We start from the raw sequence: 21,784 nt of genomic DNA, 5'->3' as shown, positions 1-21,784 counted from the left end.
AGCAATTGGCCACTGGTCAGGTGGTTTATGACGGGGGGGCTGTTAAACCGAGTCATCGTTCATCGCTGGCAAGCCAGCTCCCACAGGACCTTGTGTCGTTCACGGAATGGGCAGGCAACACAAACCTTGTGGGAGCTGGCTTGCCAGCGATGGCGCCGGGACAGGCGCATCAAATTTAGAAGGAAGGCGTTCGCTGCCTGCGTTTCCACTGGCTCAACCGCTGCTGCAGATTCAATGGGCTATCAATCTGTTGTTGGCGTGCGCGGCTGAACAGGATCAACGCGAGTTCGGCAGTCGCCAGCGCATCGGCACTGGCGTTGTGACGCTCGAACACCTCGAGCTTGAACCAGTCGATCCACTCATCCAGCCCCGCCTCGCGAATGTGCGCCTGAGGGCAGAGCATGGGCGCGATATCCGCCACATCCAGAAACGGATGCTGCAACTTGTAGCCCAGATGATCTTTCAGTGCGCGGCCGAGCATGTGCTGATCAAACGGCGCATGAAACGCCAGCACCGGACTGTCGCCTACAAACTCCATGAACTCGAGCAGTGCTTGCGCCGGATCACTGCCGGCAGCGATCGCGCTGGGGCCCAAGCCATGGATCAACACACTGGGCGCCAATTTCATATCCGTGCATTGAAGGGTGCGTTCGAACTGCTGGCTGAAGTCGATTGCCCCGTCTTCAATCACCACCGCGCCGATGGACAGCACCCGATCCTTGTTCATATTCAACCCGGTGGTTTCCAGGTCCAGCACCACCCAGCGCTGTTCGCGCAGGCTGCATTCTCTGAGCTCGGCACCCGCCTGCAAGCGTTGCAGGCGTTGTTGCAATTCTACGGACAGCATCGGTCCCGCCGGGCGCAGCCATGAAAACAGGCTCATAGCTGATACCGCAGGGTCAGGCTGCTTTGCAGGCGTTGGGCCTGACGCAGGGATTCACGCAGGATGCGTCGGTCCAGATGATTGAGGCTGTCGGGATCGACCCGGTTGGAGTAGGGCAAATTCTCCCGGGTCTGTAGCTGATGTTGCTGCATGCGGGTTTGCTGGATGAAGTGATACGCCTCTTCGTACGCCGCACCGTCCAGTCGTTCGATGACTTCTTTGTCGACCAATTGGCGGAAGCGCTCCAGCGTATTGTTCGCCTCGATGCCGTGGGCCAACGCCAGCAATCGGGCGCCGTCGACAAAGGGCGTCAAGCCTTGGACTTTCAGGTCCAGCGTAGCTTTCTCACCGTTCTTGCGCGCCAGCACAAACTCGCGGAAACGCCCTACGGGCGGACGGTTGCGCAGGGCGTTTTCGGCCATCATTCGCTGGAACAGCCGGTTGTCGGCGACCTGATCGAGAATCCCCCGACGCAGTTGCTCGCAGCCTTGCTCGTCGCCCCAGACCACGCGCAGGTCGAAATAGATGCTCGAACCCAGCAGGTTCTCCGGCGTCGCCTCCCTAATAAACGCCGCAAAACGCCGCGCCCACTCGGCCCGGGACAGACACAGCTCGGGGTTGCCGGCCATGATGTTGCCCTTGCACAGGGTGAAGCCGCAGAGCGCCAGGCTCTGATTGATCTGTTGAGCGATGGGCAGCAACTTGCCGCGAATCTCGGCGGCGTGCGCCGCGTCCCGCGCTTCGAACAGAATGCCGTTGTCCTGATCGGTGTGCAGCGTCTGTTCGCGGCGACCTTCGCTGCCGAAACACAGCCAACTGAACGGCACGCCGGGGTCGCCTTTCTCGGCGAGGGTCAGTTCGATCACCCGGCACACGGTGTGGTCGTTGAGCAGGGTGATGATGTGGGTGATCTGGGTCGACGACGCGCCATGGGCCAACATGCGTTCCACCAATTGACCGATCTCGCCGCGCATCGCCACCAGGTTTTCGACCTTCTGGGCGCTGCGGATGGTCCGCGCCAGGTGCACCAGATCGACCCGTTGCAGGGAAAACAGGTCGCGTTCCGAGACCACGCCACACAGGCGCTGGTCCTTGACCAGGCAAACGTGGGCGATATGCCGCTCGGTCATGGCAATGGCGGCATCGAAGGCGCTGTGGTCCGGCGTCAGGAAAAACGGTGCCTGGGTCATGTGCCGTTCGATGGCTTCGTTGAAGTCATTGGTGCCTTCGGCCACCACGTGGCGCAGGTCGCGCAGGGTGAAAATACCCAGCGGCGCCTTGTGCTCATCGACCACCACAATGCTGCCGACCTGTTGCTCGTGCATCAGGGTGACGGCTTCACGCAGCGGCGTGGTCGGGCTGCAGGTCACCGGGTGACGCATGGCCAATTCGCCCAAACGGGTATTCAGCGAGTACTGGGTGCCGAGGGTTTCCACGGCTTTTTGCTGGACTTGCTGGTTAACCTGGTCGAGCAAACTGCTCACGCCGCGTAGGGCGAAGTCGCGAAACGCGTTGGAAAGTGCGAACAGTTTGATGAACGCCAGCTTGTTCAGTTGTAGGCAAAAGGTGTCTTCGGCGGCCAGGTGTTCGGTGCGTGTCGCACGCTCACCCAGCAGCGCGGCGAGGGGGAAACACTCGCCGGTGGTGATTTCGAAGGTGGTTTCCGTGCCGCCCTTGGCCGTGTGGGGACGTTCACCCACGACGCGGCCCTGTTTGACGATGTAGAAATGCTCAACCGGGCCATCGGCGGGTTTGATGATGCTCTCGCCGGGGCCATAAAAACGTAGCTGACATTGTTCAACCAGGTACGCCAGGTGAGCGTGTTCCATTTGATTGAAGGGCGGGAAGCGCTGAAGGAATTGCAAAGTGCCCTGGATGTTCTGCAACACCGCGGTTTTCCCTGCCTGTGTGAAGGCGTCCGCTTTACTCATAACCATTACCGCAGTCTTTTTATGAATTGTTGTGGTCGGATGACTCAGTCATGGTCGGCCCCTGCGCGCAGGGTGCCCATTGGACGTAAGTCTAGGTCGGCCCTGCCGGAGATGAAATTTCGGAAATACCCTACGCAATTTTGGGAAGAACCTATCCTTTCCCCTATAGGCAATAAATCCGACGAAGTGCACATTGTTGCGCCACTTAGCGATGTCTGACGGATGTGCTAGGAAATAGAAATGAAAACGTAGAGTAAGCCATGTCCGACCACGATATTTTGAGTGACGCCGAGCGCGAGGCGCTGAGTGCAGTCATGCTGGAACCCGACTTGCCGCCGCAGCGCGTGCTGATTGTCGATGATGACAAGGACGCCCGGGAGCTGCTCTCGGAAATTCTGGGGCTGGATGGCATCCGCTGCCTGACCGCCGCCAGCGGCGAAACCGCGCTAAAGATGCTGGAAGAGAAACCCTCGATCGGCCTGGTGATTACTGATCTGCGGATGGGGCATGTCGATGGCCTGGAGTTGATCCGCCAGGTGCGTGAGTCGGTTCGGGCAGCGATGCCGATCATCATCGTTTCCGGCGATGCCGACGTGAAGGACGCGATTGCGGCCATACATTTGAACGTGGTGGACTTTCTGCTCAAGCCGGTTGATACCGTGAAACTGCTGGGGCTGGTTAAGCATGAGTTGGGGATGGAGCCTTAACTAACAACCTGTCGGCTCTACACATTCCCTGTGGGAGCGAGCCTGCTCGCGATGGCGGCAAGACTCAGCATCAATATTGACTGACCCACCGCTATCGCGAGCAGGCTCGCTCCCACAGGGGACTGCATTCGCAAACAAAAAGCCCTGATCTTTCGATCAGGGCTTTTTCATTTCCGGTATCAACGCTCAGTTACAGGCCATTGGCAGCCTTGAACTCGCGACGACGACGGTGCAGAACCGGCTCGGTGTAGCCGTTCGGCTGTTGGGTGCCTTCAACCACCAGTTCGACCGCCGCCTGGAAGGCGATGTTGCTGTCGAAGTTCGGTGCCAGCGGACGGTACAGCGCGTCATTGGCGTTCTGACGGTCAACCACCGGCGCCATGCGCTTGAGGCTTTCCATCACTTGCGCTTCGGTGACGATACCGTGGCGCAGCCAGTTGGCGATGTGCTGGCTGGAAATCCGCAGCGTGGCACGGTCTTCCATCAGGCCGATGTCGTTGATGTCCGGCACCTTCGAGCAGCCCACGCCCTGATCGATCCAGCGCACCACGTAACCGAGAATGCCCTGGGCGTTGTTGTCCAGTTCGTTCTTGATCTGTTCTGCGGTCCACTGCGGGTTTACCGCCAGCGGGATGGTCAGGATGTCGTCCACCGAGGCGCGCGCACGTTTGGCCAGTTCAGCCTGACGGGCGAACACGTCGACCTTGTGGTAGTGCAGCGCGTGCAGCGCAGCGGCGGTCGGCGAAGGAACCCAAGCGGTATTGGCACCGGCCAGCGGGTGAGCGATTTTCTGTTCCAGCATCGCTGCCATCAGGTCAGGCATGGCCCACATGCCTTTACCGATTTGCGCACGACCTTGCAGGCCGGTGCTCAAACCGATATCGACGTTCCAGTTCTCGTAGGCGCCAATCCACTTTTCAGCCTTCATGTCGGCCTTGCGCACCATCGGGCCGGCTTCCATGGAGGTATGGATTTCATCGCCCGTGCGGTCGAGGAAACCGGTGTTGATAAACACCACGCGCTCGCTGGCGGCCTTGATGCAGGCCTTGAGGTTGACCGTGGTGCGGCGCTCCTCGTCCATGATCCCGACTTTCAGGGTGTTGCGCGGCAGGTTCAGCACCTCTTCGATGCGACCGAACAACTCGTTGGTGAACGCGGCTTCTTCCGGACCGTGCATCTTCGGCTTCACGATGTAGACCGAGCCGGTACGGCTGTTCTTGCGCGAGCTGGTGCCGTTGAGGCTGTGGATCGCCGCGAGGCTGGTCAGCAAACCGTCAAGAATGCCTTCCGGTACTTCGTTGCCGTCTTTGTCGAGGATCGCGTCGATGGTCATCAGGTGACCGACGTTGCGCACGAACAACAGCGAACGACCGTGCAGGCTCAGTTCCTTGCCATCGACGCCGGTGTAAGTGCGATCAGCGTTCATGGTGCGGGTAAAGGTCTTGCCGCCCTTGGAAACTTCTTCCGACAGGTCGCCCTTCATCAGGCCGAGCCAGTTGCGGTAGATCACCACTTTGTCATCGGCATCGACGGCGGCGACGGAGTCTTCGCAGTCCATGATGGTGGTGAGTGCGGCTTCCATCAGGATGTCTTTGACACCGGCAGCGTCGGTCTGGCCGACCGGGGTGCTGGCGTCGACCTGGATTTCGAAGTGCAGGCCGTTGTTCTTCAGCAGGATCGCGGTCGGTGCAGCGGCATCGCCGTGGAAACCGATCAACTGAGCGCCGTTACGCAGGCCGCTGTTGCTGCCACCTTTGAGGGCGACCACCAGTTTGCCGTCAACGATTTTGTAGCTGGTGGAGTCGACGTGGGAGCCGGCAGCCAATGGCGCGGCTTCGTCGAGGAAGGCGCGGGCGAAGGCAATCACCTTGTCGCCGCGAACCTTGTTGTAGCCTTTGCCTTTTTCCGCGCCGTCAGCTTCGCTGATCGCGTCGGTGCCGTAGAGCGCGTCGTACAGCGAACCCCAGCGGGCGTTCGAAGCATTGAGCGCGAAACGCGCATTCATCACCGGCACCACGAGCTGCGGGCCGGCCATGCGGGCGATTTCGTCATCGACGTTTTGCGTCGTTGCCTGGAAATCGGCCGCTTCTGGCAGCAGATAACCGATGTCTTGCAAGAAGGCTTTATAAGCCACGGCGTCGTGCGCCTGACCGGCACGGGATTGGTGCCAGCCATCGATACGAGCCTGGAAATCATCGCGTTTGGCGAGTAGGGCTTTGTTCTTCGGCGCCAGGTCGTGAATGACCTTGTCGGCACCGGCCCAGAATTGATCGGCGGTGAGGCCGGTTCCGGGAATGGCTTCGTTGTTCACGAAGTCGAACAGGACTTTGGCGACCTGCAGGCCACCGACTTGAACGTGTTCAGTCATTGCTTGCCTCACTCTGCTCAGCTATTTCGCTTTTCAGCTCTTCAAATTAACAATGAAGCCTCTGGCTATTTAAACCACAAACCCCTTCCACCAGTACATGCCATTTCGGGCGGCTGGGATGGAACCGATCAACGGCGTTGAGGCCTTGCTGATAGGGCTTTCAGGGCTGCGACCGCGCCTGTGGCAGACATCGATCCAACGTTATGTAGTGCGCGCTGCGGCATACTACATGATGAATTGCGGTTGTGAAAATCAGACTAATTACGTCGTTCTGCGACCCCGTGACGCATTGCAGTCACGTCGGGGATGGGGATGTTCTCAAAAAAGCATGAGATTGTTCCAGTTAAATATATAAAGTTGTACACGATTTGTGTGCGGGTGTTGGCTCCGGCGGTGAATTCATCGCGGGCAAGCCCGCTCCCACAGGATTGTGCATAGCCTGTGGGAGCGGGCCTGCCCCCGATGAGGCCAGTCCGGACGACATTGAATCCGGGTCTGCCCAAAGCATCGCTCAACCGTTGCCTATACTTGCCTCTCTATAACAAAAGTCATGACCAGAGGGCTGCGCCATGGACCACCTCGTACTCACAGTTTTCGCACCGGACAAGCCTGGACAGGTCGAGCGCATCGCCCAGTGCATTGCCGAGCACGGCGGCAATTGGCTGGAGAGCCGCATGTCACGCATGGCTGGGCAGTTTGCCGGGATTCTTCGGGTGGGCGTGCCGGCCGAGGCCTACGACGAATTGGTCGATGCCTTACAGGCGTTGTCCGCCCACGGCATTCGCGTGCTGATTGCCGAAAGCGGCATCGAACAGGCCTGCACCTGGAAGCCGATAGCCATGGAATTGGTCGGCAATGATCGTCCGGGCATCGTTCGCGACATCACGCGTCTGTTGAGTGAGCAGGGGGTCAATCTGGAACGACTGGTCACCGAAGTGCGTCCCGCTCCAATGAGCAGCGAGCCGTTGTTCCACGCCGAAGCGATTCTCGCCGTGCCGCTGACCTTGTCGCTGGACGTTCTGCAGTCGCGCCTGGAAACCCTGGCTGACGATTTGATGGTGGAATTGGTGTTGCGCAGCGACCCCTGACAGGGTTATCCAAGTTATACGTGCACCTGCCTGTGGATAACCTGTAGAGACAGCCCGCCAGCCCACGCCGGCCGGGCTTCTTCAAGATCTGATCAAAAAACCATCAGTTTCAATAAGTTGCGCACAAACACCGGGGATCACACTGTGGATAACCTTGGGACGGATCGATGCAGGCCACGAGAGGCGTGGTCTGTAGAGGTTTGTACGTTTTTTGATCAGCTGCGGCGACGCAGACTTATCCACGCGTCGACGCTGTAAATCGCCAGACCCGCCCAGATAAAGATGAAGGCGACCAGCGTGCTGGACGATAGGTGCTCGCCAAACAGCAGGACGGCTTGCAACAGCACCAATGTCGGTGCCAGGTACTGGAGAAATCCTAATGTCGTGTAGGGCAAATGCCGTGCGGCAGCGTTAAAACACACCAACGGCACCAGCGTTACCGGTCCGGCGGCGACCAGCCACCAGGCTTGGGACGTGGTCCAGAACTCGGGCTGGGCGCTTGTGGCCGTCTGATTGAACAGCAGCCAGGCAATGGCAATCGGCACCAGCATCCAGGTTTCCACCACCAGACCCGGTAGCGCTTTGACCGGCGCTTGCTTGCGGATCAAACCGTAGAAGCCGAACGTCAGCGCCAGCACCAGCGACACCCACGGCAGACTGCCGACTTGCCACACCTGTTGCGCAACGCCAACCGCCGCAAAACCTACGGCGATCCACTGCATGCGCCGCAACCGTTCGCCGAGGATCAACATCCCCAACAACACGTTCACCAGCGGGTTGATGTAGTAACCGAGGCTCGCTTCGAGCATGCGCCCGTTGTTCACCGACCAGACGTAGGTCAGCCAGTTGGCCGCGATCAGCGTGCCACTCAGGGCCAGGATCGCCAGGCGTTTCGGGTTGTCACGCAACTCGCGCCACCAGCCCGGATGCTTCCACACCATCAGCAGCAACGCGCCGAACAGCGCAGACCAGAGCACGCGGTGGATGATGATCTCTACGGCGGGCACTGCGGCGATGGCTTTGAAGTAGATGGGGAAAAGTCCCCAGATGATGTAGGCAGTAAGGCCCAGGATGTACCCGCGACGCGGGTTGGCGGCTTGCATGCAGAATCCTTGCTTAGGCAGCTAACTAAAGAAGGGGATTGTAAGGAAATTTGTCTACGAATGTCCCGTCCGAATACGTCGGGCAATTGTGAACACAATTCCTGTGGGAGCGAGCAGGCTGGCTCCCACAGGGATTTTCGGTGTGTCAGAAGAGTTTGAGGGGTTCTTCGTTGAGGGCGGCGAGTTGCTCACGCAACGCCAACACCTGATCGCCCCAATACCGTTCGGTGCCAAACCACGGAAAACTATGCGGGAACGCCGGGTCGTCCCAGCGGCGCGCGAGCCATGCGCTGTAATGCATCAGGCGCAATGCGCGCAGTGGTTCGATCAGCGCCAGTTCCCGCGGGTCGAAATCGTGAAACTCGTTGTAGCCGTCCATCAATTCTGACAACTGGCCCAGACATTCCTGACGGTCACCGGCGAGCATCATCCAGATGTCCTGCACTGCCGGGCCCATGCGGCAGTCGTCGAGGTCGACGATGTGGAACATCTCGTCGCGGCACATCATGTTGCCGGGGTGGCAATCGCCGTGCATGCGGATGTTCTGGTGCGGCGTGACGTTGTAAACGTCTTCCACACGCTTGAGCAGGTCGCGGGCCACGGACTCGTAGGCCGGCAACAGGCTTTTGGGGATGAAATTGCCTTCGAGCAGTGTCGTCAGTGAATCGTGACCGAAGTTCTTCACGCCCAAGGCTTCACGGTGTTCGAACGGTTTGGTGGCGCCGACGGCATGCAGGCGTCCAAGCAGTTGGCCCAGCCGATACAACTGATCGAGATTGCCCGGCTCCGGCGCACGGCCGCCACGGCGGGGGAACAGGGTGAAACGGAAACCGTTGTGTTCGTGCAGGCTGGCACCGTTGTGAATCATCGGCGCCACCACCGGCACGTCGCACTCGGCGAGTTCGAAGGTGAACTGGTGTTCTTCGAGAATCGCTTCGTTGGTCCAGCGCTGCGGCCGGTAGAACTTGGCGATCAGCGGTTCGGAGTCTTCGATGCCGACCTGATAGACGCGGTTCTCGTAGCTGTTGAGCGCCAGAATGCGCGCGTCGCTGAGAAAGCCGATGCTTTCGACGGCATCGAGCACGAGGTCTGGGGTGAGGGTTGCAAACGGGTGGGCCATGCTGACTCCTGCGCGCAGCAGGCTGCCGCGTCCGGCCAAGCATGGTAGCGCAGACGGGCTTACTTTAGTGTTAAGGCTTGAGATGAGTGGTGTTGCCATCGCTGGCAGGCTAGCTCCCACACTGGATCTGCGACACTCCGCAAGTCCCCAGTGGGAGCTAGCCTGCTAGCGATAGGGCCCGGTCAGGCGCCGACGATCCCGCCATCCTCACGGGAAATCGCCATCACCGAAGACCGCGGCTTGCCATTCGGCAAATGCTCAGGGAACGTCGAGCCACCGTTTTCCCCTGGATGCTGAATCCCGACAAACAAGGTCTTCTGATCCGGCGAGAAGCTGATCCCTGTCACCTCGCAACCAATCGGCCCGACCATGAACCGACGAATCTCCCCGGTCACCGGGTCGGCGCAGAGCATCTGGTTGTTGCCCATACCGGCGAAATCACCGGCATTGCTCGAATCGCCATCGGTCAGGATCCACAACCGTCCTGCCTTGTCGAAACCCAGGCCGTCCGGGCTGTTGAACATGTTTTGCGGCGTGATGTTCGACGAACCGCCCTTTGGCGTTCCGGCGTGGACACCCGGGTTGCCGGCGACCACAAACAGATCCCAGGCAAAGCTTTTCGACCCGTGATCATCACGGTCGGTGCGCCAGCGCAGAATCTGCCCGTACACGTTCTTCTCGCGCGGGTTGGGCCCGCCTACCGGTTGACCGTCTTCACCGCGCTTGGCGTTGTTGGTCAGTGTGCAATAGACCTGGCCATCCATGGGGCTGACGACGATCCATTCCGGACGGTCCATGCGCGTGGCTTTCACCGCCGTGGCCGCGAGGCGCGCATGAATCAGCACTTCGGCCTGATCGGCAAAACCGCTGCTGGCGTCGATGCCGTTTTTGTCGTGGGTCAGCTCGATCCATTCGCCCTGGCCTTTTGGGTGATCGGCATTGCCGTCGCCCGCGTCGAAACGCGCCACGTACAAGGTGCCGTGGTCCAGCAAGTCGCGATTGGCTTTCGGGTTCTTGTGGTTGATCTTGTCGCGGCTGACGAATTTGTAGATGAATTCACCGCGCTCATCATCGCCCATGTACACCACGGCGTGGCCGTCACGGGTTTCGGCCAGGGCCGCGTTTTCATGTTTGAAACGGCCCAGCGCGGTGCGCTTGACCGGTGTCGATTGCGGATCGAACGGGTCGATTTCCACCACCCAGCCGTGACGGTTGAGTTCGTTGGGGTTTTTCGCCAGGTCGAAGCGTTCGTCGTGTTGATGCCAGTTGATTTCTTTACTGGCCGCCACCGCGCCATAGCGTTTTTGCGCTGCATCGAATTTCTGCTCGGCATTGCTGCTGCCGAAACAGTCGGTGAAGTTCTCTTCACAGGTCAGGTAGGTGCCCCACGGCGTTTTGCCGTTGGCGCAGTTCTGGAAGGTGCCGAGCACGTTCTTGCCGTGCGGGTCGGCGCTGGTTTTTACCAGCGCGTGGCCGGCGGCCGGGCCGCTCAGGCTGATCGGTGCATTGCCGTGAATGCGCCGGTTGTAGCGCGAGCCCTGGACGAATTGCCATTGGCCGTTCTTGCGCTGCACTTCGATCACCGACACGCCTTCGCAGGCCAGCGCCTTGCGCACTTCTTCCTTCGATTGCGGCATGCCGCCGTGCGGGTAGAGGTAGCGGTAGTTGGTGTATTCGTTGTTGATCGCCATCAGCGCCCGGTCTTTTTCACCGGGAAACTCGAACAGGCTCATGCCGTCGTTGTTGTCGCCAAACTGGACTTCCTGCTGCTCTGCGCTGCCGTTACCGCTCGGGTCAAATGCCGGGCCGTTCTTTTGCAGCGGCTGGCCCCAGCTGATCAGCACCGAAGATTTGTACCCCGGTGGCAGGGTGATGGCGTCGTTGGTGGCCGCAGCGATGCTGTCAAAACCCAGCAGTTTGCTGGTGCCGGCGCTGACACTCGCGGCGAGCACACTGCGGCTCAGCAGGTTACCGCCGAGGAACATCGCGGCACCGCACAGGGCGCCCGCGCTGATGAAGCCGCGACGGCTCAGGCCGACCATGTTCTCGAGGTCGGTGTTTTGGTTGTCTTCTAATAGGCTCACATCAGGCTCCCTGCGGGTTTTTGCAGTCACCTTAAAGAGCGTTAATGACACTTGTGTTTCAGAGCGGTGTACCGAGCAGCACGTTGGACGGGGCAAACTGCACCCGCACCGCTTTGCCGGTGCTCAGGCCATGGGTTTGCAAGTGCAGCGGTTCGGCCAGCGCGCACAGCGTCTGGCCATTGGGCAGGCCGATACGCACTTCACTGGGGCCGTCTTCGGCGTCGAGGACTTCTTCGATGGTGCCGGTCAGGCAATTGTGCCCAGGCGCCGCCTCGTCATCGATACCCAGCAGGTCAAGCCAACCGGCCTTGATCAGGGCGACGACTTCGGTGCCGGTTTCCAGCTCCAGGCGCAGGGTGCTGTCGTGAGTGATCTGCGCATCGAGGGTCAGGCTGGCGGCCAATGCCAGGCGGATCAGGTCGTTGCGTCCCTGAGCTTCGATTTCCACAACCTTGCCGTGCAATTGATTGCGTGCGCTGGTTCTGAGCATCAGGCGGCCGAGCAAATTGAGATCGCTGGCGTCTTCGGCAGCTTCCAGCACCTGCGCCTGCAATGTTTGCAGCTTTTGATACAGGCGCAACACACGCTCGCCTTCGCTGGACAGCTTGGCGCCACCGCCGCCCTTGCCGCCGACACTGCGCTCCACCAGCGGTTTCTGCGCGAGGTTGTTCAGCTCGTCGATGGCGTCCCATGCCGCTTTGTAGCTCAGGCCCGCACTTTTCGCGGCGCGGGTGATCGAGCCCTGCTCGGCAATGTGTTGCAGCAATGCAATGCGCTGCGGGCGACGGACAATGTGCTGGGACAACAGCGTAGGCAAGGACATGGCAAGGCGCTTTGGCTAGTGACGATGGTGAGGACGTTGGCGGCTTGATGTCTGGGAGTCAAGTCAGCCACGGCTGCTCAGGGTTTTGTGTCTCCCTATCAAACCGCGTCGCCGGGTTTTGGCGTGCGCGCCAGGCAATAGACATCGACCCGCGAGGCGCCGGCGCTCATTAGCAGACGGGCCAGTGCCTGGGCCGTGGCGCCGGTGGTCAACACGTCGTCGACCAGCGCCAGGTGGCGACCTTTGATCGGCGCGCCCGGTGTCAGTGCGAATGCGTTGAGCAGGTTTTTTTTACGGTCGTCGGCCTTGAGCTCTTGTTGCGCGCTGGTGTCTTGAACCCTCTTTAGCAGCGTTTCATCGCATGGAATATTCAGACTGGCGCTGAGCCAGCGAGCCAGCATTGACGCCTGGTTAAACCCCCGTTGACGCAGACGCTTAGCAGCGAGCGGAACGGGGACCAACGCATCCGGCCGTTGCAGCGATTCATCGAAGCGATATTGCAGGGATTGCGCTAGAAGTTCGGCGAGCAGGCGACCAAACGGCCACTTCGCGCCGTGCTTGAACCGGGTGATCAGGCTGTCGACCGGAAAGCCGTAGGTCCACGGTGCGATCACCTGTTCGAAGGGCGGCGGTTGCTGCAAGCACTGGCCGCACGTCAGGCCTGCCGCGGGGAGCGGCAGGGCGCAGGTCTGGCAATGATCGCCGAGCCAGGGCAGTTCCGTTTCGCAGGCCATACAGATCGGCGTGGCTTCTTCGGCCGCCTCGCCGCAGAGCAGACAGAATTGTTTGTTTTTTAACCAGATGTAAACCAGTCCTTCGTATCGTGGTTGACAGCGCATCACTCTTCCTTAAATATGCCGAACATCCGTGTCGCGTCTGTGGGTATTCCGTCCCCCGACCGCTTGCCCAGCATAAAACAAAGGAAACGCCCATGAGCGCCAGCACCTCTGCAACCCTGCGTCATGACTGGTCTTTGGCCGAAGTCAAAGCACTCTTCGTTCAGCCATTCAATGACCTGCTGTTCCAGGCGCAGACCGTGCACCGCGCGCATTTCGACGCCAACCGCGTCCAGGTTTCCACGCTGCTGTCGATCAAAACCGGCGCCTGCCCGGAAGATTGCAAATATTGTCCGCAGTCCGGTCACTACAACACCGGCCTGGAAAAAGAAAAACTGATGGAAGTGCAGAAGGTCCTCGAAGAGGCCGCTCGCGCCAAGGCCATCGGTTCGACCCGTTTCTGCATGGGCGCGGCGTGGAAACACCCGTCGGCCAAAGACATGCCGTACGTGCTGGAGATGGTCAAGGGCGTAAAAGCCATGGGCCTGGAAACCTGCATGACCCTCGGGCGTCTGGATCAGGACCAGACCGAAGCGCTGGCCAAGGCCGGCCTCGACTACTACAACCACAACCTCGATACCTCGCCGGATTTCTACACCAGCATCATCACCACCCGCACTTACAGCGAGCGCCTGCAAACCCTGGCCTACGTTCGTGATTCCGGGATGAAGATCTGCTCCGGTGGCATCCTCGGCATGGGCGAAACCCTCGATGACCGCGCCAACCTGCTGATCCAGCTGGCCAACCTGCCGGAGCACCCGGAATCGGTGCCGATCAACATGCTGGTGAAGGTCGCTGGTACGCCGCTGGAAAATGCCGAAGACATCGACCCGTTCGATTTCATCCGCATGCTCGCGGTTGCGCGCATCCTGATGCCGCAATCCCACGTGCGCCTGTCCGCCGGCCGCGAGGCCATGAACGAGCAGATGCAGGCCCTGGCATTCTTCGCCGGTGCGAACTCGATTTTCTACGGCGACAAACTGCTGACCACCGCCAACCCGCAGGCCGACAAGGACATGCAACTGTTCTCGCGCCTGGGCATCCTGCCGGAAGCGCGCGAAGAGCACGCCGACGAGGTGCATCAAGCCGCCATCGAACAGGCGCTGGTGGAGCAGAAGAGCAGCGAGCAGTTCTATAACGCGGCTGTTTGACCGTTTCACCGCTCCCGCTGATTGAAGTGCAAAACCCCTGTAGGAGCGAGACCGGCTTGTCGGCGATAGCGGTATGACATCCAATAACGATGTCGACTGACACAATGCCATCGCGACAAGGCTCACTCCCACAAGGGAACTGTGTCATTTGATAGTCGAGGCCTGCATGTCTTTCGATCTCGCCGCACGCCTTGCTGCCCGTCGTGCCGAAAATCTCTACCGCCAACGCCCATTGCTCGAAAGCCCTCAGGGCCCGGAAGTGGTGGTCGATGGCCAGCCGTTGCTGGCGTTTTGTAACAACGATTACCTGGGCCTGGCCAATCACCCGCAAGTGATCGAAGCCTGGCGCGCCGGGGCGTCCCGTTGGGGTGTCGGCGGCGGCGCTTCGCACTTGGTCATCGGCCACAGCACGCCACATCATGAGCTGGAAGAAGCGTTGGCGGACCTGACTGGCCGCCCGCGCGCCTTGCTGTTCACCACCGGTTACATGGCCAACCTCGGCGCGGTCACCGCGCTGGTCGGGCCGGGCGATACGGTGCTGGAAGACCGACTCAATCACGCTTCGTTGCTCGACGCCGGGTTGTTGTCCGGCGCGCGATTCAATCGTTATCTGCACAACGATGCGGCGAGCCTGGCCAATCGTCTCGAGAAAGCCACCGGCAATACGCTGGTGGTGACCGACGGCGTGTTCAGCATGGACGGCGACATTGCCGACCTGCCGGCATTGGCTCGGGAAGCCAAGGCCAAAGGCGCGTGGTTGATGGTCGACGACGCGCACGGTTTCGGTCCGTTGGGTGCCAACGGCGGCGGGATCGTCGAGCATTTCGGCTTGAGTCAGGAAGACGTGCCGGTGCTGGTCGGTACCCTCGGCAAAGCATTCGGTACGGCGGGCGCGTTTGTCGCCGGCAGCGACGAGCTGATCGAGAGCCTGATCCAGTTCGCCCGTCCGTACATTTACACCACCAGCCAGCCGCCGTCCCTGGCCTGCGCGACGCTGAAAAGCCTCGAGTTGCTGCGAACTGAACATTGGCGACGTGAACATCTGAAAACGTTGATCCGGCAGTTCCGCCAAGGCGCCGAGCAGATCGGCCTGGAGTTGATGGACAGCTTCACGCCGATTCAGCCGATCATGATCGGCGATGCCGGGCGTGCGATGCGACTCTCGCAGATGCTGCGTGAACGCGGGTTGATGGTCACTGCGATTCGTCCGCCGACCGTGCCCGCCGGCAGCGCCCGTCTGCGTGTGACCCTGACCGCTGCCCACAGCGAGGCGCAGGTGCAGCTATTGTTAAATGGACTGGCCGATTGTTTTCAACAACTGGGACCGGAGCCAAGCCATGCGTGATCGTCTGATTCTGCTGCCCGGCTGGGGCCTCGGGATTTCTCCGCTGGAGCCCTTGGCGGCTGCGTTGCAGGGGCTGGATGAACACCTGCGTGTCGAGATCGAACCGTTGCCGGAGCTGGAATCCAGCGACCTGGAAGAATGGCTCGAAGAGCTGGATTCGACCGTGCCTCAGGATGCGTGGCTTGGCGGCTGGTCCCTCGGCGGCATGCTTGCCTCCGAGTTGGCGGCACGTCGTGGTGATCGTTGCTGCGGCTTGCTGACCCTGGCGAGCAATCCATCGTTTGTTGCCCATGAGCAGTGGCCGAGCGCGATGCCCGGTGAAACCTTTGATGCGTTTCTGGCAGGCTGCAATGCCGATCCCCGTCTGACGTTGAAACGCTTTTCGCTGCTTTGCGCGCAAGGCGCCGAAGACCCGCGCGGGCTGTCGCGGCTACTGCTCGGTGGTGCGCCAAACGCCTCTGCTGCGGTGTTGATGAGCGGCCTGGAGCTGCTTGCACAACTGGATACCCGTCAGGCGTTGCAGGCCTTTAGAGGCCCGCAACTGCACCTGTTCGCCGGTCTCGACGGGCTGGTGCCGGCCGAAGCGGCGGGGGACTTGCTGATGCTGCTGCCGGACGTCGAAATCGGCCTGATCGAACAGGCCAGCCACGCGTTTCTTCTGGAAGACCCTCACGGTGTGGCGGGGGCGATCCAGGCCTTTTTGCATGAGTTCGGTGATGACTGATTTATCTCTTCCCAACCTGCCGGGTGGTTTGCCCGACAAACGCCAGGTGGCGGCGTCCTTTTCCCGTGCGGCGGCCAGCTACGACAGCGTGGCCGAATTGCAACGTGACGTCGGCAGTCAGTTGTTGAGCCGTTTGCCGAGCGATTTCGTACCGGGTCGATGGTTGGATCTTGGGTGTGGCACCGGGCATTTCAGTCGGGTGCTGGGTGAGCGTTTTCCGGCCGGTCACGGGGTGGCGCTGGACATTGCCGAAGGCATGCTCGATCACGCGCGTCCGTTGGGTGGCGCCACGCATTTTATCGCTGGTGATGCGGAGCGGCTGCCATTGCAGGATTCGACCTGTGATTTGATCTTCTCCAGCCTGGCGGTGCAGTGGTGCGCGGACTTCGCGGCGGTGCTCAGTGAAGCCCATCGCGTGCTGAAACCTGGCGGAAAATTTGCGTTTGCTAGTCTGTGCGTGGGTACGTTGTTTGAGCTGCGAGACAGTTGGCGTCAGGTCGATGGCATGGTGCACGTCAACCGCTTCCGCGAGTTCGGGGTTTATCAACAACTGTGCGCGGCGAGTGGCTTGCAGGTCGCGAGTCTGCAAACCCGTCCTCACGTGCTGCATTACCCGGATGTGCGCAGCCTGACTCACGAACTCAAGGCGTTGGGCGCGCACAACCTCAACCCCGGTCGGCCGGGTGGTTTGACCGGCAGGGCGCGGATTCTCGGCCTGGTCGAGGCGTATGAGCAGTTTCGTCAGGCCCAAGGCCTGCCGGCGACTTATCAAGTGGTGTATGCCGTTTTGGAGAAACCCTTATGAGCGCAGCGTATTTCATCACCGGGACTGACACCGATGTCGGCAAGACCACCGTGGCTGCGGGTTTGCTGCATGCTGCGCGGTTGGCAGGCTTGAGTACGGCGGCGGGCAAACCGGTGGCTTCCGGTTGCGACGTGACGCCCAAGGGGTTGCGCAACGCCGATGCGTTGGCGCTGCTGGCGGAATGTTCGGTGCCGCTGACCTATGCACAAGTCAATCCAGTGGCCTTCGAACCGGCCATCGCTCCGCATCTGGCGGCGCGCGAGGCCGGGGTGGCGTTGACGGTGCAATCGTTGCTGGTGCCCATGCAGCAGATTCTGCAGATGCAGGCAGATTTCACCCTGATCGAAGGCGCCGGCGGCTGGCGCGTGCCGCTGGCGGATCAGGACAACCTGTCGGACCTGGCCATGGCGCTGGGTCTGCCGGTGATTCTGGTGGTCGGGGTGCGGTTGGGCTGCATCAATCATGCACTGCTGACGGCCGAGGCGATTGCGCAGGACGGTTTGCAACTGGCGGGTTGGGTGGCCAACATCATCGATGCCAAGACTTCACGCCTGGAGGAAAACCTGGCCACGCTGGCCGAGCGGATTCCTGCGCCGTGCCTGGGGCGCGTACCGAAACTCAAGGTGGTGACGGCTGAGGCGGTGGCGGAACACCTTCAACTGGATTTGCTGGACTGAAGTTGAACGCACGGGTTTTAACTATGACAAGGCACTGTGCCATTAGTGTTTTTGTCGGGCCTTTTGCGGGCGGCTCTGGTTCAATGGCCACTATTGATCCTATGCAGGACGAGTTCTCCCATGGAAATCTCAGGAAGTAGCGCTTTTTATGCCGGTCTGAGCACTATTCAGACAGGGCAGAACCGTGTTGATCAAGCCTCGGGCCAGATCGCCAACAATATGGTCGAGCGTTCGGTGACCAGCCAGTCCTCCGATGCTCAGGTCAATCGCCTGCGTTCTGTTGATCGCAGCCAGCAGTCGGACCTCGCCAGCAACATGGTCGAGATGGCTCAGGGCAAGTTTCAGGTTGAGGCCGGTGTCAAAGTTGCCAAAGCTTCCGATGAAATGCTCGGTACGTTGATCGACACCTTCGCTTGATCATTCGCTGAAACCGCTCTGCCAACGCCGCGACCCTTCGCGGCGTTTTTGTGCGTAAGTCCTTCTCCCCCAACCAAACTTTTCTGCAGGGCGTGTTGCTCAGTCAACGGCGTTGTGTTGTCGCGTGTGCGGCATTGTGCGGGGAGTGATGACGAACGGCAAAAGATCGGCGCTTGACAAGATTTGGGCGTAAACGTATGTTTCAAACAACTGTTTGACCGTCACAACAAATCAACGCGGTCGTTCATTCCCGGTTACATCAGCAGAGGTTTATCGCTATGCCTGACTACAAGGCCCCCTTGCGTGATATTCGCTTCGTTCGTGACGAACTGCTCGGCTACGAAGCGCACTATCAGAGCCTTCCGGCTTGCTCGGACGCAACTCCGGACATGGTTGACGCCATTCTCGAAGAAGGCGCCAAGTTTTGTGAGCAGGTACTGGCTCCGCTGAACCGCGTGGGTGACACCGAAGGCTGCACCTGGAGCGAGTCCGGCGTTAAAACCCCGACCGGTTTCAAAGAAGCCTACAAACAATTCGTCGAAGGCGGCTGGCCAAGCCTGGCCCACGACGTAGAGCACGGCGGCCAAGGCCTGCCGGAGTCTCTGGGTCTGGCCGTCAGCGAAATGGTCGGCGAAGCCAACTGGTCGTGGGGCATGTACCCAGGCCTGTCGCACGGTGCGATGAACACCATCTCCGAGCACGGCACGCCTGAGCAACAACACGCCTACCTGACCAAACTGGTGTCTGGCGAATGGACCGGCACCATGTGCCTGACCGAGCCACACTGCGGCACCGACCTGGGCATGCTGCGCACCAAGGCCGAACCTCAGGCTGACGGTTCCTACAAAGTCTCCGGCACCAAGATCTTCATCTCGGCCGGCGAACACGACATGGCCGACAACATCGTCCACATCGTGCTGGCCCGCCTGCCGGATGCTCCGGCTGGCACCAAAGGCATCTCGCTGTTCATCGTTCCGAAATTCATGCCGAACGAAGACGGTTCGATCGGTGCCCGTAACGCCGTGACCTGTGGTTCCCTGGAACACAAAATGGGCATCCACGGCAACGCCACCTGCGTGATGAACTTCGACGCGGCCACCGGTTTCCTGATCGGCCCGGCGAACAAAGGCCTGAACTGCATGTTCACCTTCATGAACACCGCACGCCTGGGCACCGCGCTGCAAGGTCTGGCCCACGCCGAAATCGGCTTCCAGGGCGGCCTGAAATACGCTCGCGATCGTCTGCAAATGCGCTCGCTGACTGGCCCGAAAGCGCCGGAAAAAGCCGCTGACCCGATCATCGTGCACCCTGACGTGCGCCGCATGCTGTTGACCATGAAAGCGTTCGCCGAAGGCAACCGCGCAATGGTTTACTTCACCGCCAAGCAAGTCGACATCGTCAAGTACGGCGTGGACGAAGAAGAGAAGAAGAAAGCCGACGCGCTGCTGGCGTTCATGACGCCAATCGCCAAAGCCTTCATGACTGAAGTCGGTTTCGAATCCGCTAACCACGGCGTGCAAATCTACGGCGGCCACGGCTTCATCGCCGAGTGGGGCATGGAGCAGAACGTTCGCGACAGCCGTATTTCGATGCTGTACGAAGGCACCACCGGCATCCAGGCACTCGACCTGCTGGGCCGTAAAGTGCTGATGACTCAAGGCGAGGCCCTGAAAGGCTTCACCAAGATCGTCCACAAGTTCTGCCAGACCAACGAAGGCAACGAAGCCGTTCAGGAATTCGTTACGCCGCTGGCTGCACTGAACAAAGAATGGGGCGAGTTGACCATGAAGGTCGGTATGGCGGCCATGAAAGACCGCGAAGAAGTCGGCGCGGCCTCCGTGGACTACCTGATGTACTCCGGTTACGCCTGCCTGGCCTACTTCTGGGCTGACATGGCGCGTCTGGCTGCTGAAAAACTGGCTGCCGGCACTACCGAAACGGCGTTCTACACCGCCAAGCTGCAGACTGCGCGCTTCTACTTCCAGCGCATCCTGCCGCGTACCCGCACGCACGTTGTAACCATGCTGTCGGGCGCCAACAACCTGATGGACATGAAAGAAGAAGATTTCGCGCTGGGCTACTAAGCCTTAACGCGGTCTTTTAAAAAACCGCTGCTCCTTCGGGAGTGGCGGTTTTTTTTGCACTCGGCTTTGGTGAAAAAAAACCGTGGTTGGGGCCGTTTCCCCGTCTTTTATAACGACCTTTGGTGGGCGAACCGTGCATGACTGGATGCCCGGATGGAAGTCATTAATGCGGCGTCAAAAAAACCTTATCAAAACACTCAGAAAATCAGGGGTACTGCCGTTAAAGTAGTGGGCACAATGCCATCTATAGACATGACGGGTCGGAGCTTTACCCTTGCCGCGTTCTTCCGCTGTACGTTTCAGTCATTTTCTACCGTCACTTCTGCTTTTGCTTGCGGGGCTGGCGGCTGCTTACGTCAAGGACCTGAACGTCTTCTTCACTTCGCTGTTCAACGTGCTGCCGACGTTGGTGCTGTTGCTCGGCGGCGCTTATTGCGCGGTTTACCGACGTCAGCGTGAACTGTTTCTGATGGTCACGGTGTACATCGCCTACTACCTGCTCGACACCCAGACCGACTATTACCGCGACAACGGCAGAGTGCGTGAAGACGCCGCCGTGGTCTTTCACCTGTGCTGCCTGTTGTTGCCGCTGATGTTTGGCGTATTCGCGGCGTGGCAGGAGCGTACCCATCTGTTCCAGGACATGGTCGCGCGTTTCGCGGTGTTGCTGGCCGTCGGCAGCGTGGCATTGGGCCTGGAGCAAAGTTACCCACAGGCGCTGTTGATGTGGCTGTCGGAAATCCGCTGGCCGGCCCTGCATGGCGCGTGGATGAGCCTGATTCAGTTGTCTTACCCGGTGTTTATCGCTTCGTTCCTGCTGCTGAGCTGGCAATACTGGCGTAACCCGAGACCCTTGCATGCCGCCCAACTGGTGGGTTTGCTCGGGTTGTTCTGGGCGTTGCCGAAGACGTTCATCCTGCCGTTCACCCTGAACATCATGTGCAGTCAGGTGATGTTGATGATTGCGGCGGCGGTTGCCCATGAAGCCTATCAAATGGCCTTCCGCGATGAGCTCACCGGTTTGCCCGGCCGCCGCGCGTTGAACGAGCGCATGCAGCGCCTGGGGCGCAATTACGTGTTGGCCATGAGCGACGTCGACCACTTCAAGAAATTCAACGACACCCATGGCCATGACGTCGGCGATCAGGTGTTGCGACTGGTTGCCAGCAAACTGTCGAAAATCGGCGGCGGCGGTAGGGCGTATCGCTACGGCGGTGAGGAATTCGCGCTGGTGTTCGCGGGCAAGACGCTTGAAGAGTGCATGCCGCATCTGGAAGTCATCCGTGAATCCATCGCCACTTACAACATTCAACTGCGTAACCAGGACAACCGCCCTCAGGATGACCAGCAAGGTCGTCAGCGTCGTGCCGGATCTGGGGCTTCGAGTGTGTCGGTGACCGTCAGCATCGGCGTCGCCGAACGCGTGGAGCAACGCAATCCGGAAAAAGTGCTCAAGTCCGCCGATGAGGCGCTCTACGCGGCCAAAGGCGCCGGGCGAAACTGCGTGGTGGCTTACGGACAGAACCGTCGTGGTGCGGTGCGCGAGGCGGCAGCGGGTTGAGTGATGATGGCGCATTCAGCGTCTGGACAGTGATTGTGAGGCGTGGTCGGCGGCAGTAGGTTTGATCAATCTGCTGC

General features: G+C 60.1%; 18 protein-coding genes. 10 read left to right on the top strand and 8 right to left on the bottom strand.

Going from position 1 to position 21,784, the window contains the following annotated elements:
- Positions 1-175 precede the first annotated feature (175 nt).
- Together Q7W83_RS25880 and Q7W83_RS25875 are read right to left on the bottom strand one after the other, a co-directional pair.
- Positions 176-883, bottom strand: a complete 708-nt coding sequence (locus tag Q7W83_RS25880; RefSeq protein ID WP_150633715.1) for a 3'-5' exonuclease — start codon at positions 881-883, stop codon at positions 176-178.
- The gene (locus Q7W83_RS25875; protein WP_150633714.1) at positions 880-2,820 is read right to left on the bottom strand and encodes a putative nucleotidyltransferase substrate binding domain-containing protein; all 1,941 of its coding nucleotides are present in this window, start codon (positions 2,818-2,820) and stop codon (positions 880-882) included. Before Q7W83_RS25875 ends, Q7W83_RS25880 begins: the two co-directional genes overlap by 4 nt.
- 254 nt (positions 2,821-3,074) lie before the next feature.
- Here Q7W83_RS25875 and Q7W83_RS25870 point away from each other — a divergent pair, with 254 nt between their 5' ends.
- Positions 3,075-3,521: a response regulator gene (locus Q7W83_RS25870; RefSeq protein WP_458376975.1), complete on the top strand. Its 447-nt coding sequence runs from the start codon at positions 3,075-3,077 to the stop codon at positions 3,519-3,521.
- Between the two features lie 190 nt (positions 3,522-3,711).
- Here Q7W83_RS25870 and Q7W83_RS25865 read toward each other — a convergent pair whose 3' ends face one another.
- Complete coding sequence (locus Q7W83_RS25865; RefSeq protein ID WP_150639114.1) at positions 3,712-5,889, bottom strand: malate synthase G; 2,178 nt, start codon at positions 5,887-5,889, stop codon at positions 3,712-3,714.
- Between the two features lie 569 nt (positions 5,890-6,458).
- Between Q7W83_RS25865 and Q7W83_RS25860 the strand changes: the two genes are divergently transcribed.
- Positions 6,459-6,977: a glycine cleavage system transcriptional repressor gene (locus Q7W83_RS25860; RefSeq protein WP_150633711.1), complete on the top strand. Its 519-nt coding sequence runs from the start codon at positions 6,459-6,461 to the stop codon at positions 6,975-6,977.
- A 215-nt stretch (positions 6,978-7,192) separates the two neighbouring features.
- On the opposite strand, the gene rarD is transcribed toward Q7W83_RS25860, so the two are convergent.
- From rarD to Q7W83_RS25835, 5 genes are all read right to left on the bottom strand, one after another.
- A complete protein-coding gene (rarD, locus tag Q7W83_RS25855; protein WP_150633710.1) occupies positions 7,193-8,080 on the bottom strand; it encodes an EamA family transporter RarD in 888 nt (295 codons plus the stop codon).
- A gap of 145 nt (positions 8,081-8,225) precedes the next feature.
- Positions 8,226-9,200, bottom strand: coding sequence for a serine/threonine protein kinase (locus tag Q7W83_RS25850; RefSeq protein WP_150633709.1), 975 nt, complete (start codon positions 9,198-9,200; stop codon positions 8,226-8,228).
- 182 nt (positions 9,201-9,382) lie between these two features.
- Positions 9,383-11,284 (bottom strand): PhoX family protein, encoded by a 1,902-nt coding sequence (locus Q7W83_RS25845; protein ID WP_473657814.1) that lies wholly within the window; start codon positions 11,282-11,284, stop codon positions 9,383-9,385.
- Positions 11,285-11,342: 58 nt separating this feature from the next.
- Positions 11,343-12,107, bottom strand: coding sequence for a TOBE domain-containing protein (locus Q7W83_RS25840; RefSeq protein WP_473657812.1), 765 nt, complete (start codon positions 12,105-12,107; stop codon positions 11,343-11,345).
- 98 nt (positions 12,108-12,205) lie between these two features.
- Positions 12,206-12,946, bottom strand: a complete 741-nt coding sequence (locus tag Q7W83_RS25835) for a double zinc ribbon domain-containing protein (RefSeq protein WP_473657810.1) — start codon at positions 12,944-12,946, stop codon at positions 12,206-12,208.
- A gap of 92 nt (positions 12,947-13,038) precedes the next feature.
- On the opposite strand from Q7W83_RS25835, the gene bioB reads away from it, so the two are divergent.
- The 8 genes from bioB (at position 13,039) to Q7W83_RS25795 (ending at position 21,707) form a co-directional block, all read left to right on the top strand.
- Positions 13,039-14,094 carry a biotin synthase BioB gene (bioB, locus tag Q7W83_RS25830; protein ID WP_150633705.1) on the top strand — a complete coding sequence of 352 codons (1,056 nt, stop codon included), beginning with the start codon at positions 13,039-13,041 and terminating at the stop codon, positions 14,092-14,094.
- A gap of 166 nt (positions 14,095-14,260) precedes the next feature.
- Complete coding sequence (gene bioF, locus Q7W83_RS25825) at positions 14,261-15,439, top strand: 8-amino-7-oxononanoate synthase (protein WP_150639119.1); 1,179 nt, start codon at positions 14,261-14,263, stop codon at positions 15,437-15,439.
- Positions 15,432-16,163, top strand: a complete 732-nt coding sequence (locus Q7W83_RS25820; protein WP_150639120.1) for an alpha/beta fold hydrolase — start codon at positions 15,432-15,434, stop codon at positions 16,161-16,163. The genes bioF and Q7W83_RS25820 overlap by 8 nt, the downstream gene beginning before the upstream one ends.
- Positions 16,156-16,968, top strand: coding sequence for a malonyl-ACP O-methyltransferase BioC (gene bioC, locus Q7W83_RS25815; protein ID WP_150654002.1), 813 nt, complete (start codon positions 16,156-16,158; stop codon positions 16,966-16,968). The genes Q7W83_RS25820 and bioC overlap by 8 nt, the downstream gene beginning before the upstream one ends.
- Positions 16,965-17,645 carry a dethiobiotin synthase gene (gene bioD / locus Q7W83_RS25810; protein ID WP_150633701.1) on the top strand — a complete coding sequence of 227 codons (681 nt, stop codon included), beginning with the start codon at positions 16,965-16,967 and terminating at the stop codon, positions 17,643-17,645. The genes bioC and bioD overlap by 4 nt, the downstream gene beginning before the upstream one ends.
- A 120-nt stretch (positions 17,646-17,765) precedes the next feature.
- The gene (locus Q7W83_RS25805; RefSeq protein WP_150639122.1) at positions 17,766-18,062 is read left to right on the top strand and encodes a pyrroloquinoline quinone biosynthesis protein PqqE; all 297 of its coding nucleotides are present in this window, start codon (positions 17,766-17,768) and stop codon (positions 18,060-18,062) included.
- Positions 18,063-18,340: 278 nt separating this feature from the next.
- Positions 18,341-20,146 carry a phenylacyl-CoA dehydrogenase gene (locus tag Q7W83_RS25800; RefSeq protein ID WP_150639123.1) on the top strand — a complete coding sequence of 602 codons (1,806 nt, stop codon included), beginning with the start codon at positions 18,341-18,343 and terminating at the stop codon, positions 20,144-20,146.
- A 274-nt stretch (positions 20,147-20,420) separates the two neighbouring features.
- Positions 20,421-21,707 (top strand): GGDEF domain-containing protein, encoded by a 1,287-nt coding sequence (locus tag Q7W83_RS25795; protein WP_150633698.1) that lies wholly within the window; start codon positions 20,421-20,423, stop codon positions 21,705-21,707.
- The last annotated feature ends 77 nt before the right edge of the window (positions 21,708-21,784 follow it).

The sequence above is a fragment of the Pseudomonas sp. 300 genome (assembly GCF_055803035.1).
The sequence above is the reverse complement of the archived record's forward strand: the minus strand, read 5'-3'. Positions and strand labels throughout refer to the sequence as shown.